Raw genomic sequence first — 15,976 nt, forward strand, 5'->3', positions numbered from 1 at the left:
TCAATCGACGATGGTCAGCTTGGCAATCGCCAGCGCCAGCCACTTGGTGCCATGGCGCGGGAAGTTGACCTGCGCGCGCGCATCGTCGCCCGTGCCTTCGATGGCCAGCACCTTGCCTTCGCCGAACTTGTTGTGGAACACCGCCGTGCCCGCGCTCAGGCCATGGCCGGGCGCGGCCTTTTGCGGCGGCACCGGCGGGCTGGCAAAGGTTTCGGTCTTGGCGCCGCCCCAGCCGCCCTGGCCGCGGCCGCCGCCATAGCCGGCCGAACCATAGCCAGCCCCGCTGCCCTGCGGCGCGAAGCTGCCGAAGCCGGCCTGCTTGGGCGTGATCCATTTGAGCGCGCTTTCGGGCAGCTCGTCGAAGAAGCGGCTCTTGATGTGAAAGCGCGTCTGGCCGTGCAGCATGCGCGTCTGCGAATGGCTCAGGTACAGGCGCTTTCTGGCGCGCGTGATCGCCACATACATGAGGCGGCGCTCCTCCTCGAGGCCGCCGCTGTCGTTCATCGCATTCTCGTGCGGGAACAGGCCCTCTTCCATGCCGCCGATGAACACCGCGTCGAACTCCAGGCCCTTGGAGGCATGCACCGTCATCAGCTGCACCGCGTCCTGCCCGGCCTGGGCCTGGTTGTCGCCGGCCTCGAGCGCGGCATGCGTGAGGAAGGCCACCAGCGGCGACAGCGTCTCGCCGGTATCGATGTCGACGATGCCGGCCGCGGGCTGCAGCACCGGCAGCACTTCATCGAGCAGCGGCTGGCTGGGGTCGATGCCCTGGCTCACGGGGCTCTGGCGCAGCGCCTGGCCATGCTCGTCGAGCGGCAGCGCCACGGCATCGCGGCCGAAACCTTCCTGGGTCACGAAGCTCTCGCCCGCGTTCACCAGTTCCTGCAGGTTCTCGATGCGGTCGGCGCCTTCCTTCTCGTTGCGGTAGTGCTCGATCAGCCCGCTTTCCTCGAGCACCGCCTCGATGATCTGGCGCAGATTCCTGCCTTGCGTCTGCTCGCGCAGCACCTCGATCTTGGCAACGAACGCGCCCAGGTTGGCGCCGGCCTTGCCCGGCACGGCAGTGACGGCGTCGCTGAGCGAGCAGCCCGCGCTGCGCGCCGCATCCTGCAGCACCTCGATCGAGCGTGCGCCAATGCCGCGCGGCGGAAAATTCACCGCGCGCAGGAAGCTGGTGTCGTCATGCGGATTTTCCAGCAGGCGCAGATAGGCTAGCGCGTGCTTGATTTCGGCCCGCTCGAAAAAGCGCAGGCCGCCATACACGCGGTAGGGCACACCGGCATTGAACAGCGCGGTTTCAATCACCCGGCTCTGGGCATTGCTGCGGTACAGCACGGCGATTTCCTGGCGCGCGAAACCATCGTTCTTCACCAGCTGGCGGATCTCGTCGACGATCCACTGTGCCTCGGCCAGGTCGGTATGGGATTCGTAGACCCGCACCGGCTCGCCCGGGCCCTGCGTGGTGCGCAGGTTCTTGCCCAGGCGCCGGCTGTTGTGGCTGATCAGCGCGTTGGCCGAATCGAGGATGTTGCTGAAGCTGCGGTAATTCTGCTCCAGCTTGATCTGGCGCTGCACGTCGAACTCGCGCACGAAATCCGCCATGTTGCCCACGCGCGCGCCGCGAAAGGCGTAGATGCTCTGGTCGTCGTCGCCCACGGCAATGACCGAGCCCCGGGCCTGCATCAGGCCGCCGACCTCATCGCCGGCCAGCTGCTTGAGCCAGGCGTATTGCAGGCGGTTGGTGTCCTGGAACTCGTCCACCAGGATGTGCTGGAAGCGCCGCTGGTAGTGGGCGCGCAGCTGCGGCTGGTCGCGCAGCAGTTCGTAGCTGCGCAGCATCAGTTCGCCGAAATCGACCACGCCCTCGCGCTGGCACTGCTCCTCGTAGAGCTGGTAGAACTCGACCTTGCGGCGCGTGTCGGGGTCGTGCACGGCCACGTCGCCCGGGCGCTGGCCTTCCTCCTTGCAGCCCGCAATGAAGTACTGCAGCTGCTTGGGCGGAAAGCGCTCGTCGTCGACGTTGTGCTGCTTGCACAGCCGCTTGACGGCCGACAGCTGGTCTTGCGTGTCGAGGATCTGGAACGACTGCGGCAGGCCCGCGGCCTGGTGGTGGGCGCGCAGCAGGCGGTTGCACAGCCCGTGGAAGGTGCCGATCCACATGCCGCGCACGTTGACCGGCAGCATGGCCGACAGCCGCGCGCTCATTTCCTTGGCCGCCTTGTTGGTGAAGGTCACGGCCAGGATGCTCGCGGGCGTGGCCTGCCCGGTCTGCAGCAGCCAGGCAATGCGCGTGGTCAGCACCCGCGTCTTGCCCGAACCGGCGCCGGCCAGGATCAGCGCATGGCCCGCGGGCAGCGTCACGGCCGCGAGCTGCTCCTCGTTGAGGTTGGCAAGCAGCGGGGAGTCGGACGCAGCGCTGGGCGCGGCGCCGGAAAGCAGGTCGAGAGGGAACATCCGCCAATTGTAGAAACCCCGCCCCGCCCTGGCCATGCGCGCGCGCAAAAGCCTTGGCCGGAGGTCCTGCCGGCAACCTGCTCATCCTCGGGGGCTTTCACGCAACATGCGCAGAGCGGGTAGAATCAATCACCGGGCCCAAGTTTCTTGTGGTCCGGTTTTTTGTGCCTGTCCGCAGGCCCGCGGTGGCCGCTCGCAGCGGCAGCGCCCGCAAGCCGGTCACCAAGCCAAGCGCCCTTGTCGCCGGAAATCGTTCCGCGGCGACCCTTTATGGAGCTTGGAATCTCATGCAAATCTTCGACTACGACAACATTCTTCTGCTGCCGCGCAAATGCCGCGTGGAAAGCCGTTCGGAGTGTGATGCCAGCGTGACGCTGGGCAGTCGGTCGTTCCGCATCCCCGCCGTCCCGGCCAACATGAAAACCGTCGTCGACGAGTCGATCTGCACCTGGCTGGCGCAAAACGGCTACTTCTACGTCATGCACCGGTTCGACCTCGACAACGTGCAGTTCGTCAAGGACATGCACGCCAAGGGCTGCTTTGCCTCGATCTCGCTGGGCGTGAAGCAACCCGACTACGAGACCGTCGACCGTTTCGTCGCCGAAGGCCTGGTGCCCGAATACATCACCATCGACATTGCCCACGGCCATGCCGACAGCGTGAAGAACATGATCGGCTATCTCAAGCAGAAGCTGCCGCAGTCGTTCGTGATTGCGGGCAACGTCGGCACGCCCGAGGCCGTGATCGATCTCGAAAGCTGGGGCGCCGATGCCACCAAGGTCGGCATCGGCCCGGGCAAGGTCTGCATCACCAAGCTCAAGACCGGCTTCGGCACCGGCGGCTGGCAGCTGTCGGCGCTCAAGTGGTGCGCGCGCGTGGCCACCAAGCCCATCATTGCCGACGGGGGCATCCGCAGCCACGGCGACATCGCCAAGAGCATCCGCTTCGGCGCCAGCATGGTCATGATCGGCTCGCTGTTCGCGGGCCACGAGGAATCGCCGGGCAACACCGTCGAGGTCGATGGCGAGAAATTCAAGGAATACTACGGTTCCGCCTCGGACTTCAACAAGGGCGAGTACAAGCACGTCGAGGGCAAGCGCATCCTCGAACCCGTCAAGGGCCGCCTCGCCGACACGCTGGTGGAGATGGAGCAGGACATCCAGAGCTCGATCAGCTACTCCGGCGGCAAGCAGCTGATGGACATCCGCAAGGTCAACTACGTGACCCTGGGCGGCGACAACGCCGGCGAACATCTGCTGATGTGAGCGCCCCCGGCCCGCTGCAAGCTCAGTGACAGCTTGCGCGGCGAATAGCGCTGATGATGGAGGCCCGGTGCATGGCATGCCCCGGGCCTTTTTCATGCGGCGCCACCCGCACTCCACCGAGGATGTTTGCAGCCATGCCCCCTACCCCGTTGAAGATCGCAGTGCTGGGCACCGGCAAGATGGGCCTGCCCATGGCGCGCTGCCTGTGCCAGGCAGGCCATGAGGTCCATGCCTGGAACCGCACGCGCGCGCGCGCCGAACCGCTGGCTGGCGCGGGCGCACGCCTGCACGACAGCGCCGCACGCGCCGTGGCCGACGCCGACATTGCCGTGAGCCTGCTGGAAAACGGCCAGGTGGTCGAAGACGTGCTGTTCTCCCAGGGCGTGGCCACGGCCATGCGCGAAGGCAGCCTGTTCATCGACATGGCCTCGATCCAGCCCGCCGAGGCGCGCGACCATGCAGCGCGCCTGGGCGACCGCGGCATCGCGCATCTCGATGCGCCGGTCTCGGGCGGCACCGTCGGCGCCGAAGCCGGCACGCTGGCCATCATGGTCGGCGGCAAGGCGGCCGATTTCGAGCGCGCCGCGCCGGTCTTTGCCTGCCTGGGCCGCGCCACCCATGTCGGACCGCATGGCGCGGGCCAGCTGGCAAAGCTGGCCAACCAGATGATCGTCGGCATCACCATCGGCGCCGTCGCCGAGGCGCTGCTGCTGGCCGCCAAGGGCGGCGCCGACATGGCCAAGGTGCGCGAGGCGATTGGCGGCGGCTTCGCCGCCAGCCGCATCCTCGAGCTGCACGGCCAGCGCATGCTCGCGCGCGACTTCGCACCCGGCGGGCGCATGACGGTGCAGCTCAAGGACATGCGCAATGCCCTCGCCACGGCGGCCGACATCGGCTTCGATGCACCCATCACCGGCCTGTTCGAGCAACTGTATGCCGACAGCATCGCGCATGGATTGGGCGAGCTGGACCACAGCGGACTGTTCGTCGAACTCGCGAGCCGCAATGCCATGGCATGACTTCGCCGAGCCAGGGTTTTGCTGCGGACCTCCAAAAAATAGTGCATAATTCAAATCTCGCTTGCAAATGCAAGGGAAAAGTGGGTTCTTAGCTCAGCTGGTAGAGCAGCGGACTCTTAATCCGTAGGTCGAGTGTTCGAATCACTCAGGACCCACCACTTTTTCCAGTGCGGTGATCGAAAGATCGCAGCATACGTTTTGGAAGTCCTCTGCCACTGGCGCAGCGGTCGTTCAAGATGGGTTCTTAGCTCAGCTGGTAGAGCAGCGGACTCTTAATCCGTAGGTCGAGTGTTCGAATCACTCAGGACCCACCACTTTCATTTCAGTGGTTCAACAAAAGATTTGGGTTCTTAGCTCAGCTGGTAGAGCAGCGGACTCTTAATCCGTAGGTCGAGTGTTCGAATCACTCAGGACCCACCAAATCAAAAAAGCCCACTTCGCACGAAGTGGGCTTTTTTCTTGGTTTTCGCCCGCGGGCCTGACTCACCTCGGCACGGGCGTGAGCGGCGGCAGCTTCCAGCTGCCGTTCATGGCCGCTTCACTCGGTCCATAGACCCGTGCCACCGCGCTGTACCGGCCTGCAGGGGTGGGCAGCCAATTGGATTCCTTGTCTGCGCCCGGACTTACGTGTCCAAGATACAGCGTAAGCCCGCCATCGGGATCCCGCTTGAGGCCCGGCGTTCGGTCGCCAATCGAATACCGGTTCAGTGGGTTGGCATAGAGAAAGCGCTCGGGAAGCGTGTACAGCGTCATCGACCAGAAAAATTTGGCAGGGGGCAATTGGCCTGGTGCAAAGTGCACGGTGGCCATCTGGCTTCCGTCGCCCACATACCCGCCATACCACGCCTCCGCCAGCGAGTTGCCATACAGCCCCTTTTCAGCCGCGACCGCACGCGTCAGATAGTCATTCTTCAACTCGGCGCGCGAGCCGAACATGCCGTTGGACGACATCGTCGTCTTTGCCTTCTGCGCCAGCGCTGCTTTCCCGTCATCCACGCCTTTGTCGATGGCGGCCAGCGTGGCGGCAGGCAGCCTGGCGGCGTCGAACGCAAGCCCGGGGCCTATTCCGATGCTGGCAAAGCGCTTCATCAACTCCACCTCGCTGGGATGGGGCGGCTGAGTGAACTGCAGCAGGAAGTTGAGGTAGGCAATGAAGTCGTGCGAATGGCCCCTGGCTGCGTCATAGGCAGGAAACGTCACGGCAGGCGCCGGCGCCGGCGCGGGTGTCTTGGCAAAGCTGCTCAAGGGCTGCAACTTCATGCCGGCCTGCACGGCTTTCACGGCGTCGACATCGGCCGGGCCATTCAACGCGGTGCGGGTCAGCGTCAGCACGATGTCGGTTTCCGAGCGGAAAACCTTCTTGAAGCCGGTTGGCAACTCGCCTTGGAAGCGCGGGCCGACAAACAGATAGTCACCGGCCTCATTGCCCGTGGCGCGCGAGCCTATATAGGCGAAGTTATGGGTGAAGAGATCAATCCACTGCTGCACGTAATAGCGGTTGCCGGGCACCGCCGGCACGCTCACGACCCAGGGCTCGGCGCGCAGGTCCAGCCACGCCCATGAATAGGGGGTGTCATTGTTGGGCGTCACGATGTCGTGATTCTCCGGCGTGTAGGCCTGCGAGTAATGCCGGAACCTGCCGAAGCCTCCCACATACTCGCGCCCCGCAGGATTCGCAAGCTGCTTGTACATGGTGTTGTAGCTCTCGATCATCGGGTAGGCGTAGATGTACGCCTCCTTGGTGATGGCGCGAATGCTGTCTGCCGACATTGCCTCCTGGCCGGCGGCTGGCTGCAGCGCGGCGGCGGACAGGGCCAATGCCCACGCGCCCGGGGACTGAAGAATGGATTTCATGGCGTCTACCGAAAGAGTTGCGATGTTTCTCAGTTGACAGGCACGGGTTCAGGGAAGCTCCAGCGCCCCGAAAGTACTTCGGCACGTGGCCGGTAAAGACGTACGGTGTAATTCCAGCCCGCCACGATCGGCAGGCAGTTGGCAACCTTCCCGTCGCAGCCGCCAAACTGGACGGTGATCGCGCCATCGCTGCCTTTTTGCGCGGTAAGGTTGTTCAAGGTATAGGCGTTGGCGGCGTTCTTCTCATAGAAGCCCTGCGCGTTATAGACGCTGATCGACCAGAATCCGTCCACGGGCACATCCTTCGCCACCAGGCGATAGACCTTCTTGCCATCATTGCCCGCAGGCGTGATGTTGAGATAGATCGCATCCTTGTCGGGATTGCCGCCCCACGCCGCCGCCGCGCCCACGAGCCGGCGCACCGGGTCGACTTCCTGCCGGGTGCCGAATGCGCCCTTGAAATCGGGGATGGTGGTGGACAGCACCAGCAAGGCATCGCGGACTTTCTTCTGGCTCACGGCATCCCATCGGGGCAGCTCCAGCGTGCCCGGGGCTTTCTGGCTGACCTGGATGGCGTCTTGCAGCGCATGCACCTGGCGCACGTCCTCGGCATTGCCGGGGTCGACCAGCGTGCGGATGGCCGTGAGCACATAGCGCGTGCCCACGTTTTCGCGCGTCAATGTCCGCACGCCAGCGCCATAGAAGACGTTGGGAACGTAATGGTCCTGATTGACGATCTGCAAAGCCATGTAGCGCGTGCCAGGGTCGGGCATGGTGATGGTCACAGGGCCGGCGTCCAGATCGAACACACCCGAGGTGTAGAAAGTGTCGCGGTTCAGGCGGATCACGGTCTGGTGATCGATTGACGCGGGTTCGCGGCGATGCAGCAGTTTCCCCAAGCCGCCCTGCTTGGCAAGAGCGGCCAGATAGGTATCGCTTTCCGCGCGAATGAAATTGTCCACCGTGACCGGCACCGGAGCAGCCGGCTGAGACTGGGCATGAACGGTAGCGGCCAGACCCAGGGAAGCTCCCAGGACACAGGCAAAGAAGATTTTTTGGCGCATGCAATGGATTGGCACTTGGCCGCAGAGTGATAAGTGCTTACAGCTTCTCCGGCTACCGCCGAAGCGTCTATTGCCCGAAGGTCCCATAACCCGAGGCTGTCACTTCGCACAGCGGCTGCCCGCCCATTTCCCACGCTGCGCTGCGGCGGGCATCCAGGACTTGGCGCACGCCGCACAGTGCGTTGCGACACGTTACAGTATGGCAGCAGGCTGCAACACGCAGGGGCTTCGGTGCACCTGCGATTGCACGGCACAATCAGCGCTCGGCCCCGCCTGGCGAACGCACGCCACGAACTGCGCCCTTTCTTCGCTCCCACTCCATGCATCCTCAAGCCCAACAACTCTGGCCCGGCCCGCGCTGGACGCTTTCGATCCTGCTGGCCCTGCTGGGCATGCTCGGGCCGTTTTCCATCGACACTTACCTGCCGGCGTTTTCCGGCATCGCCAAGGCGCTTGGGGCTTCCCCGGTGGAGATGCAGCAGACGCTGTCGGCCTATCTGTTCGGCTTTGCGTTCATGAACCTGTTCCATGGCGCGCTGGCCGACAGCTTCGGCCGCCGCCCGGTCGTGCTCTGGGGGCTGGCGGTGTTCACGCTGGCTTCGGCCGGCTGCGCGCTGTCGCAGAACATCGGCCAGCTGGTGTTTTTCCGCGCGCTGCAGGGCCTGTCCACGGGGGCCGGCATCGTCGTGTCGCGCGCCGTGATCCGCGACATGTATCCGCCCTCCGAAGCACAGAAGGTCATGAGCCAGGTCACGCTGTTCTTTGGCGCCGCCCCGGCCATCGCGCCGATCGCCGGCGGCTGGCTGCTGGTGCTGGCCGGCTGGCACAGCATCTTCTGGTTCCTGACGCTGATCGGCGTGCTGCTGTGGAGCATCAACTTCCGCTGGCTGCCCGAAACCCTGCATGCCGATCTGCGCCAGCCATTCAACACGCGCCATCTCATGCGTGGTTACTGGCAGCTGATCTCGAGCCCGCGCTTCCTGCTGCTGGCGCTGGCCAGCGGCGTGCCGTTCAACGGCATGTTCCTCTACGTGCTGGCCGCGCCGGCCTTCCTCGGCGACCACCTGGGCCTGGGGCCGACACAGTTCTTCTGGCTGTTCCTGCTGATCATCTCCGGCATCATGACCGGAGCCTGGCTCAGCGGCCGCCTGGCCGGGCGCATTCCGCCCAAGCGCCAGATCCGGCACGGCTTTGTGATCATGCTGCTGGTGTCGGTGCTCAATGTGATCGCCACGCTGGTGCTGCCGGTGCATGCGGGCTGGGCGCTGGTGCCGATCGCGCTGTTCGCGCTGGGCTGGGCGCTGATGGTTCCGGTGGTGACACTGCTGGTGCTCGACCTCTACCCCGAGCGCCGCGGCATGGCCTCGTCGCTGCAGGCCTTTGTCGGCTCGGCCGCCAACGGCCTGGTCGCGGGCCTGCTGGCGCCGCTGGTCATGCATTCCACCATTGGACTGGCCTTTACCTCGCTGGCGCTGATGCTGGTCGGCCTCGTGGCCTGGGTCTACCTGCACCGGCGCTGGCCGGAAATTGGGCGCAACAGCGCGCAGGAGTGAGTTTGAATGCGTGCTGTCATCTGCAGCATTGCCAGGCTCGGATCCGGCGCCCCCCTGGACAGCAGCCCGCTCATCCTTCGACAGGCTCAGGACGAACGGGAACGCACCATACGGGCTCGAGCCAGCATGCACCTGACCGCCCATGAAAAAACCGGCCCTCGGGCCGGTTTTTTCATTTGCTCGACGCCGCTGATCAGCGCGCCGGGCGGGCAGGACGCTTGCGTGCGTCGTGGGGCGTGAACGAGGGCTTGCCAGCGCCACCGGCGGGCTTGCCGGCAAAGGCCGGGCGTGCACCGTATTCGCGCGCCGGAGCACGGTCGCCGCCGCCGAAGCCGCCGCGGTCATTGCCACGGTCGCCGCCGAAGCCGCCGCGGTTGTCGCCAAAGGCCGGACGGCGGGGCGCGAAGCCTTCGCCTTCACGGCGCGGAGCGCCGCCGAAGCCACGGTCATTGCCACGCGGGCCGGCAAAGCCGCCACGGTCGTTGCCGCCGAAACCGCCGCGGTCATTGCCGCCACGGTCGCCGCCGAAGCCGCCGCGGTCGTTGCCGCCGCCAAAGCCCATGCTGCGGCCGCGATCGCCGCCGCCAAAGCCACGGCCGCCGCCACCACCGCCACCGAAGCCGCCACGGCCGCGCGAGGAGTAGTCACGGCCTTCGCCGCCACGGCCACGGCCGTCGGGACGACCGCCCTGGGGGATGCGCACCGTGGGTTCCAGGCCGGCCACCACTTCCGCGGTGAACTGCTGGCGCGTGTAGCCTTCGATGTCGAAAATGCGGCGACGGTCGCGCATTTCGGCAAAGGTCACGGCCAGGCCCGAGCGGCCTGCACGGCCGGTACGGCCGATGCGGTGGGTGTAGTCTTCGGCCTTCATCGGCAGGCCGTAGTTGAACACGTGGGTGATGGTGGGCACGTCGATACCGCGTGCCGCCACATCGGTGGCCACCAGGATCTGCACCTGGCCGTTGCGCAGCGCCATCAGGCGGCGGTTGCGCAGGCCCTGGCTCAGCGCACCGTGCAGGGCCACGGCCGAGAAGCCGTCTTGCTGCAGGTCGGTCGCGAGGCCGTCGCACTCGACCTGGGTCGAAGCAAACACGATTGCCTGGTTGATCGTGGTGTCACGCAGCCAGTGGTCGAGCAGCTTGCGCTTGTGCTGGGCGTTGTCGGCCCAGTACAGCGACTGCTTGATGTTGGCGTGCTTTTCCTGCGGCGAGTCGATGGTGATCTTCTTCACGCCGGCGCCGTTGTCGTGCATGACGCGCATGGCCAGCTGCTGGATGCGCGGCGCGAAGGTGGCGCTGAACATCATGGTCTGCTGGCGCTGCGAGGTCATCTGGTTGACTTCGGCGAGGTCGTCCGAGAAGCCCAGGTCGAGCATGCGGTCGGCTTCGTCGACCACCAGGAACTGCACCTTGTCGAGCTTGATCTGCATCGAACGCTGCAGGTCGAGCAGACGGCCAGGGGTGGCCACGACCAGGTTGGCGTTCTGCAGCTTGGCAATTTGCAGTTGGTAGGGAATGCCACCCACCACGTTGGCCACGCGCAGGCCGCGGCAGTGCTTGACCAGCTCGATGGCGTCATGCGCAACCTGCTGGGCGAGTTCGCGCGTCGGGCACAGGATCAGGGCGCCGGGCGTGGCAGCCTTGAAGTTGCGCGGGTTGGTCGGGTCCTTGCGCTTGTTGCGCTTGGGTGCCGGCTCGCCATTGGCGGCGGCTTCGGCCACGGCACGCTCGTATTCGGCGCGAGCTTCGGCATCGGCTTCGGCTTGCTGCTCCAGCAGCGTGTGCAGCACCGGCAACAGGAAGGCCGCGGTCTTGCCCGAACCGGTCTGGCTCGACACCATCAGGTCGACAAAGGCGGTCGCATGCGTGCCCTTGTTCATCGCCAGGGGAATGGCCTTGGCCTGCACGGCCGTGGGCTGGGTGTAGCCGAGGTCGGCCACGGCCTGGATCAGTTCCGGGGCCAGGCCCAGCTCGACGAAGCCATTGGGCTTCTGCTCGGCTTGGGCGGACTCGTTGTCCAGGGAATCGGTATCGGCGATGACGGAGGCGGCGTCTGCAACGATGGCAGCGTCGTCGGCAGCAAGAGGCGCTGCATTCAGGATGGAATGGTCCAAAGAAGATGCGGCAGCGGCGGCGGAGCCCTGCTCGAGAATGTTGTCGTTCATTTGTTTCTCACGGTGAAGCGCCACCGGGCAGATGCCTGCGGTGCTTCTATGACGGTTAAAAAACATCAACCGTCAAACGTAACCGGCTCGGGAATGAGGCGGCTGGGCATAAATTGCTTTGCCGTGCGAGGTGCACGGATCAAAAAGCGGGGCCCGGTGAGTGATGGGAGATGCGCAAACTTACCCCAAGGGGTAGGGGCAAGCTGTCGATTATCACATGGCTGCCATGTTTCACGCAAGTGTCACAGAGGAATTGCCCTGACTATGGCAAGGCCAAGCCCGCGCGCGCCCCGCTCCGCCTGCCGTCAAGCCGTGACCGGCGCAACGGGTTCGAGTGCGAGGAAATGCTGGCGGTAATGAATCAGCTCGTCGATGGACTCGTGCACGTCGGCCAGTGCGGTATGGCGCTGCGCCTTCTTGAACGCACTGCAGACCGCGGGTTTCCAGCGGCGCGCCAGTTCCTTGAGCGTGCTGACATCGACATTGCGGTAGTGGAAGAAGGCTTCGAGCTTGGGCAGGTAGTTGACCAGGAAGCGCCGGTCCTGGCCGATGCTGTTGCCGCACAGCGGCACCTTGCCCTTGGGCACGTAGCGCGACAGAAAGGCCAGCAACTCGCTTTCGGCCTGTGCCTCGGTGACTTCCGACGCCTTGACGCGCGCGATCAGCCCGCTGCGACCATGCGTGCCCTTGTTCCAGGCGTCCATGCCGTCGAGCAGCGCGTCGCTCTGGTGGATGGCAAAGACCGGGCCTTCGACCCGGATCGACAGGTCGGCATTGGTGACCACCACGGCAATCTCGAGCACCCGGTCGGTTTCAGGCTGCAGGCCGGTCATTTCGCAGTCGAGCCAGACGAGATTCAAGTCGGATTTCGCAAGCACGGGAGGGTTGGTGAGGGAGGCGTCAGACATGGCATGAATTGTGGCCTACACTGCCCTCTGATGCTTTCACCTGCCCCATTTTCACCTTCATTGCTGCTGACTCTGGGCTTCGCCGCGCTGCTGGCCTTGCAGTTGCTGCTGCGCCTGTGGCTGGTGTCGCGCCAGGTGCGCCATGTGGCGCGCCACCGGTGCGCAGTGCCCGCTGCCTTTGCCGGCCACATTGCGCTTTCCGCACACCAGAAAGCCGCCGACTACACCCTGGCCAAGGCCCGCACCGGCTTGATCGACATGGCGGTATCCACCGCCTTGCTGCTGGCCTGGACACTGCTGGGCGGACTCGACGCGCTCAACCAGTGGCTGCTGGGCTGGATGGGCCCGGGCCTGCACCAGCAACTCGCGCTGCTTGCGGGTTTTGCGCTGGTTTCCGGATTGGCCGGCCTGCCCCTGTCGATCTACCAGACCTTTGTCGTCGAGCAGCGCTTTGGCTTCAACAAGCTCACGCCCGGCCTCTGGCTGGCCGACCTGCTCAAGTCGACGCTGGTCGCGGCCGTGATCGGCCTGCCGCTGGCCGCGCTGGTCCTGTGGCTCATGGCTTCGGCGGGCGCGCTCTGGTGGCTCTGGGCCTGGGCCGTCTGGGCCGGCTTCAACCTGCTTCTGATGTGGCTCTATCCCGCCGTCATTGCGCCGCTGTTCAACCGCTTCGAGCCCTTGCAGGACGAAACCTTGCGCACGCGCGTGACCGGCCTGATGCAGCGCTGCGGCTTTGCCGCCAAGGGCCTGTTCGTCATGGACGGCAGCCGGCGCTCGGCGCATGCCAACGCCTATTTCACGGGTTTCGGCTCGGCCAAGCGCGTGGTGTTCTACGACACCCTGCTCAAGCAGCTCTCGCCGGCCGAGGTCGAGGCCGTGCTCGCGCATGAGCTGGGCCATTTCAAGCACCGCCACATCACCAAGCGGCTGATCGGGCTGTTCGCCATGAGCCTGGCGGCGCTGGCGCTGCTGGGCTGGCTCTCGCAACAGCCCTGGTTCTACGCCGGCCTGGGCGTGCGCCCCAGCCTGGAGATGCTGCTGCCTGGCGGCAATGCCATGGCCGGCAATGAAGCGCTGGCGCTGCTGCTGTTCCTGCTCGCAGCCCCGGTGTTCAGCTTCTTTGTCGCGCCTCTCATGGCGTACTTCTCGCGCCGCGATGAATTCGAGGCCGATGCCTATGCCGCGGCGCAGGCCGAAGGCAGCGCGCTGGCCTCGGCGCTGCTGACGCTCTACCAGGACAAGGCCTCGACGCTCACGCCCGACCCGGCCTACGTCGCTTTCCACTATTCGCATCCACCGGCCATCGAGCGCCTCGCGCGCCTGCCTGCGCCGGCGCTAAACCCTCACACACCATGACCACCAAACCCCTCAAGCAACAAGACTGGTCCGCCCAGCCGCGCCGCGCCCTGTCGGCCCCACAACTGGTCTCGCAACTGGCCCAGGTCGAAGGCTGGCAGCTCAGCGGCGACGGCGCCGACCTGGCCATCCAGAAGACGTTCTCGTTCGTGAACTATTACGAGACCATGGCCTTCGTCAACGCCGTGGCGCTGATTGCCCACCAGCAGGACCATCACCCCGACCTGAAGGTGCAATACAACCGCTGCAACGTGCGCTTCAATACCCATGACGTCGGCGGAGTGTCGGCCACGGACTTCGACTGCGCGCGCCGCGTCGATGCGCTGCTCGCATGACGCAGGGCAGCGTCCGCCCCGAAGGCCTGGTCGTGGCCAGCCATGGCCGGCATTGCGTCGTCGAAGCTCCCGACGGCTCGCGCCGCATCTGCCACCCGCGCGGCAAGAAAAGCCAGGCCGTGGTCGGCGACCATGTGCGCTGGATCATGCCGGCCGCGGGCCAGGGCGATGAAGGCACGATCGAGAAGGTGCTGCCGCGGCGCAACCTGTTCTACCGCCAGGACGAGATCCGCACCAAGTCGTTTGCCGCGAACATCGACCAGGTGCTGATCCTGATTGCCGCCGACCCGGTGTTCTCCGAAAGCCAGCTCGCGCGCGCGCTGATTGCCGCCGAAGCCTCGCAGATCACGCCGCTGATCGCGCTCAACAAGAGCGATCTGGTCGAGCCGTTCGCGCGCGCCTGGGAACGCCTGCTGCCCTACCGCCACATGCACCATGGCAGCGAGAAGCCGCACTACGGCGTGCTGCCGCTGTCGCTCACCGAATCCAGCGAAACCGACCGCGCGGCGCTGCTGCAGCATCTGCAGGGCAAGGCCACGCTGGTGCTGGGGCCCTCGGGCTCGGGCAAGAGCACGCTGATCAACCTGCTGGTGCCCGGCGCGCGCGCGCAGACCGGCGAGATCTCGCAGGCATTGAACTCGGGCAAGCACACCACGACCAGCACCACCTGGTACTGGGTCGACGAAGAGCGCCAGACGGCGCTGATCGATTCACCCGGTTTCCAGGAATTCGGCCTGCACCACATCGGCCCGATGGATCTGGCGCGCTGCATGCCCGACATCGGCGCGCGCGCTGCCGACTGCAAGTTCTACAACTGCACCCACCTGCACGAACCCGGCTGCGCGGTCATGGCCGAGGTCGACGCCGAGGACAGCAGCCACCACATCAGCGCCAGCCGCTACCGCATCTACCAGGACCTGTTCGAGGAACTGAGCGCCGGGCCCAGGTACTAGAAAAACACCCTGCGCCGCTGGCGCCGGATGGCGGCCCCCTCAGCCCAGCAATCTTGCCAGCGACAGCAGCGCCAGCAGCAGCAGCCACACCACCACCGAGCGCCATACCAGGCCCACGACGCTGCGCAGATGGCTCAGGTCGGGCAGGCGGCCCGGCGTGGAGTCGCTGTCGTCCACGTCGTATTCGCCTTCGAAACCGGGCATGGCCGCCGCGCCTTCGCGCGCCTTGAGGGCTTCGCCGCCCAGGCGCACGTTGATGGCGCCGGCCGTGGCGGCCAGCAGCACGCCATCGTTGTCGTTGGGAAAGCGCTGCGCGTGGAAACGCCAGCCGTCGATGGCCTCCTCGAAGCTGCCGACCACGGCAAAGCTCAGTGCCGTGAGGCGCGCGGGCAGCCAGTCGATCCACATCCAGGCCTGACGCGCCGCGCTTTGCAGGCGCTCGCTCACGGGCTGCGCGCCCATGTAACCCTTGCTCGACCAGTAGCGCGACACGAACTCCGCCGAACGGTACAGCACCGCGCCCATCGGGCCCAGGCCCAGCGCCGCGAGCACCGAGTACCAGAACAGCACGCCAAACACATAGCGGTGCGCGGCCAGCACCGAATATTCGATCACATGGCGCACGACCTGGCTGCGCGGCACCTCGGTGGTGTCGACCTGCTGCCAGCGCGCCAGTTCCTCGCGCGCGGTGTATTCATCGGCGGCATCGAGCGCGTCGCGGATGCGCGTGAAATGGTGGCTGAACTGGCGAAAGCCCAGCGTCACATAAAGCACGGCCACGTTCCAGACCAGCGCCAACGGCCAGCCCACGAGCCACATTAGGAACCAGTGCACGCCCAGCACGAACAGCGCCGGCACCAGCACCGCCAGGCCCCAGGCCACCCAGCCATGGTAGGACTGGCCTGCATCGAAATTGCGGCGCACGGAAACGGTCCAGGCACGCAATCCCGCATGGACGGAATTGCTGCGGGCCAGCGGGCGGGCCTGCTCGATCAGCAAGGCAAACAGGATGGCAAAGAAACTCATTCGGCCATCATACTTTGCCTCTGTG

The 15,976-nt window shown here is 65.6% G+C and carries 12 protein-coding genes and 3 tRNA genes; 9 read left to right on the plus strand and 6 right to left on the minus strand.

Going from position 1 to position 15,976, the window contains the following annotated elements; all coding sequences use genetic code 11:
• Positions 1 to 2,454, minus strand: a complete 2,454-nt coding sequence (locus HUK68_RS14900; protein ID WP_175504887.1) for a UvrD-helicase domain-containing protein — start codon at positions 2,452 to 2,454, stop codon at positions 1 to 3.
• Between the two features lie 287 nt (positions 2,455 to 2,741).
• Here HUK68_RS14900 and HUK68_RS14905 point away from each other — a divergent pair, with 287 nt between their 5' ends.
• From HUK68_RS14905 to HUK68_RS14925, 5 genes are all read left to right on the plus strand, one after another.
• Positions 2,742 to 3,719, plus strand: a complete 978-nt coding sequence (locus HUK68_RS14905) for a GMP reductase (protein WP_175504888.1) — start codon at positions 2,742 to 2,744, stop codon at positions 3,717 to 3,719.
• A 134-nt stretch (positions 3,720 to 3,853) separates the two neighbouring features.
• The gene (locus HUK68_RS14910) at positions 3,854 to 4,738 is read left to right on the plus strand and encodes an NAD(P)-dependent oxidoreductase (RefSeq protein WP_175504889.1); all 885 of its coding nucleotides are present in this window, start codon (positions 3,854 to 3,856) and stop codon (positions 4,736 to 4,738) included.
• An 82-nt stretch (positions 4,739 to 4,820) separates the two neighbouring features.
• A tRNA-Lys gene (locus tag HUK68_RS14915) sits at positions 4,821 to 4,896 on the plus strand.
• 80 nt (positions 4,897 to 4,976) lie between these two features.
• Positions 4,977 to 5,052 (plus strand) — tRNA-Lys (locus HUK68_RS14920).
• Positions 5,053 to 5,082: 30 nt separating this feature from the next.
• A tRNA-Lys gene (locus HUK68_RS14925) sits at positions 5,083 to 5,158 on the plus strand.
• Positions 5,159 to 5,221: 63 nt separating this feature from the next.
• Here the strand turns inward: HUK68_RS14925 and HUK68_RS14930 are convergent.
• Together HUK68_RS14930 and HUK68_RS14935 are read right to left on the minus strand one after the other, a co-directional pair.
• Complete coding sequence (locus tag HUK68_RS14930) at positions 5,222 to 6,592, minus strand: DUF1254 domain-containing protein (protein WP_175504890.1); 1,371 nt, start codon at positions 6,590 to 6,592, stop codon at positions 5,222 to 5,224.
• A 29-nt stretch (positions 6,593 to 6,621) separates the two neighbouring features.
• Positions 6,622 to 7,656, minus strand: a complete 1,035-nt coding sequence (locus tag HUK68_RS14935; RefSeq protein ID WP_175504891.1) for a DUF1254 domain-containing protein — start codon at positions 7,654 to 7,656, stop codon at positions 6,622 to 6,624.
• Positions 7,657 to 7,976: 320 nt separating this feature from the next.
• Here HUK68_RS14935 and HUK68_RS14940 point away from each other — a divergent pair, with 320 nt between their 5' ends.
• Positions 7,977 to 9,209, plus strand: a complete 1,233-nt coding sequence (locus HUK68_RS14940; RefSeq protein WP_175504892.1) for a multidrug effflux MFS transporter — start codon at positions 7,977 to 7,979, stop codon at positions 9,207 to 9,209.
• Between the two features lie 193 nt (positions 9,210 to 9,402).
• On the opposite strand, the gene HUK68_RS14945 is transcribed toward HUK68_RS14940, so the two are convergent.
• Complete coding sequence (locus tag HUK68_RS14945) at positions 9,403 to 11,373, minus strand: DEAD/DEAH box helicase (RefSeq protein ID WP_175504893.1); 1,971 nt, start codon at positions 11,371 to 11,373, stop codon at positions 9,403 to 9,405.
• Between the two features lie 305 nt (positions 11,374 to 11,678).
• Positions 11,679 to 12,281, minus strand: coding sequence for an oligoribonuclease (gene orn / locus HUK68_RS14950; RefSeq protein ID WP_175504894.1), 603 nt, complete (start codon positions 12,279 to 12,281; stop codon positions 11,679 to 11,681).
• 30 nt (positions 12,282 to 12,311) lie between these two features.
• On the opposite strand from orn, the gene HUK68_RS14955 reads away from it, so the two are divergent.
• The 3 genes from HUK68_RS14955 to rsgA are packed head-to-tail and all read left to right on the plus strand — an operon-like array spanning position 12,312 to position 14,925.
• The gene (locus HUK68_RS14955; protein WP_175504895.1) at positions 12,312 to 13,637 is read left to right on the plus strand and encodes a M48 family metallopeptidase; all 1,326 of its coding nucleotides are present in this window, start codon (positions 12,312 to 12,314) and stop codon (positions 13,635 to 13,637) included.
• Positions 13,634 to 13,972: a 4a-hydroxytetrahydrobiopterin dehydratase gene (locus tag HUK68_RS14960; RefSeq protein WP_175504896.1), complete on the plus strand. Its 339-nt coding sequence runs from the start codon at positions 13,634 to 13,636 to the stop codon at positions 13,970 to 13,972. Before HUK68_RS14955 ends, HUK68_RS14960 begins: the two co-directional genes overlap by 4 nt.
• Entirely contained in the window at positions 13,969 to 14,925 is a 957-nt protein-coding gene (rsgA, locus tag HUK68_RS14965) for a ribosome small subunit-dependent GTPase A (protein ID WP_175504897.1), read from the plus strand. Before HUK68_RS14960 ends, rsgA begins: the two co-directional genes overlap by 4 nt.
• Before the next feature lie 39 nt (positions 14,926 to 14,964).
• Here the strand turns inward: rsgA and HUK68_RS14970 are convergent, their stop codons facing one another.
• Complete coding sequence (locus tag HUK68_RS14970) at positions 14,965 to 15,951, minus strand: CobD/CbiB family protein (protein WP_175504898.1); 987 nt, start codon at positions 15,949 to 15,951, stop codon at positions 14,965 to 14,967.
• Positions 15,952 to 15,976 lie beyond the last annotated feature (25 nt).

Source organism: Comamonas antarctica (assembly GCF_013363755.1).
Lineage (GTDB): Bacteria > Pseudomonadota > Gammaproteobacteria > Burkholderiales > Burkholderiaceae_C > Comamonas > Comamonas antarctica.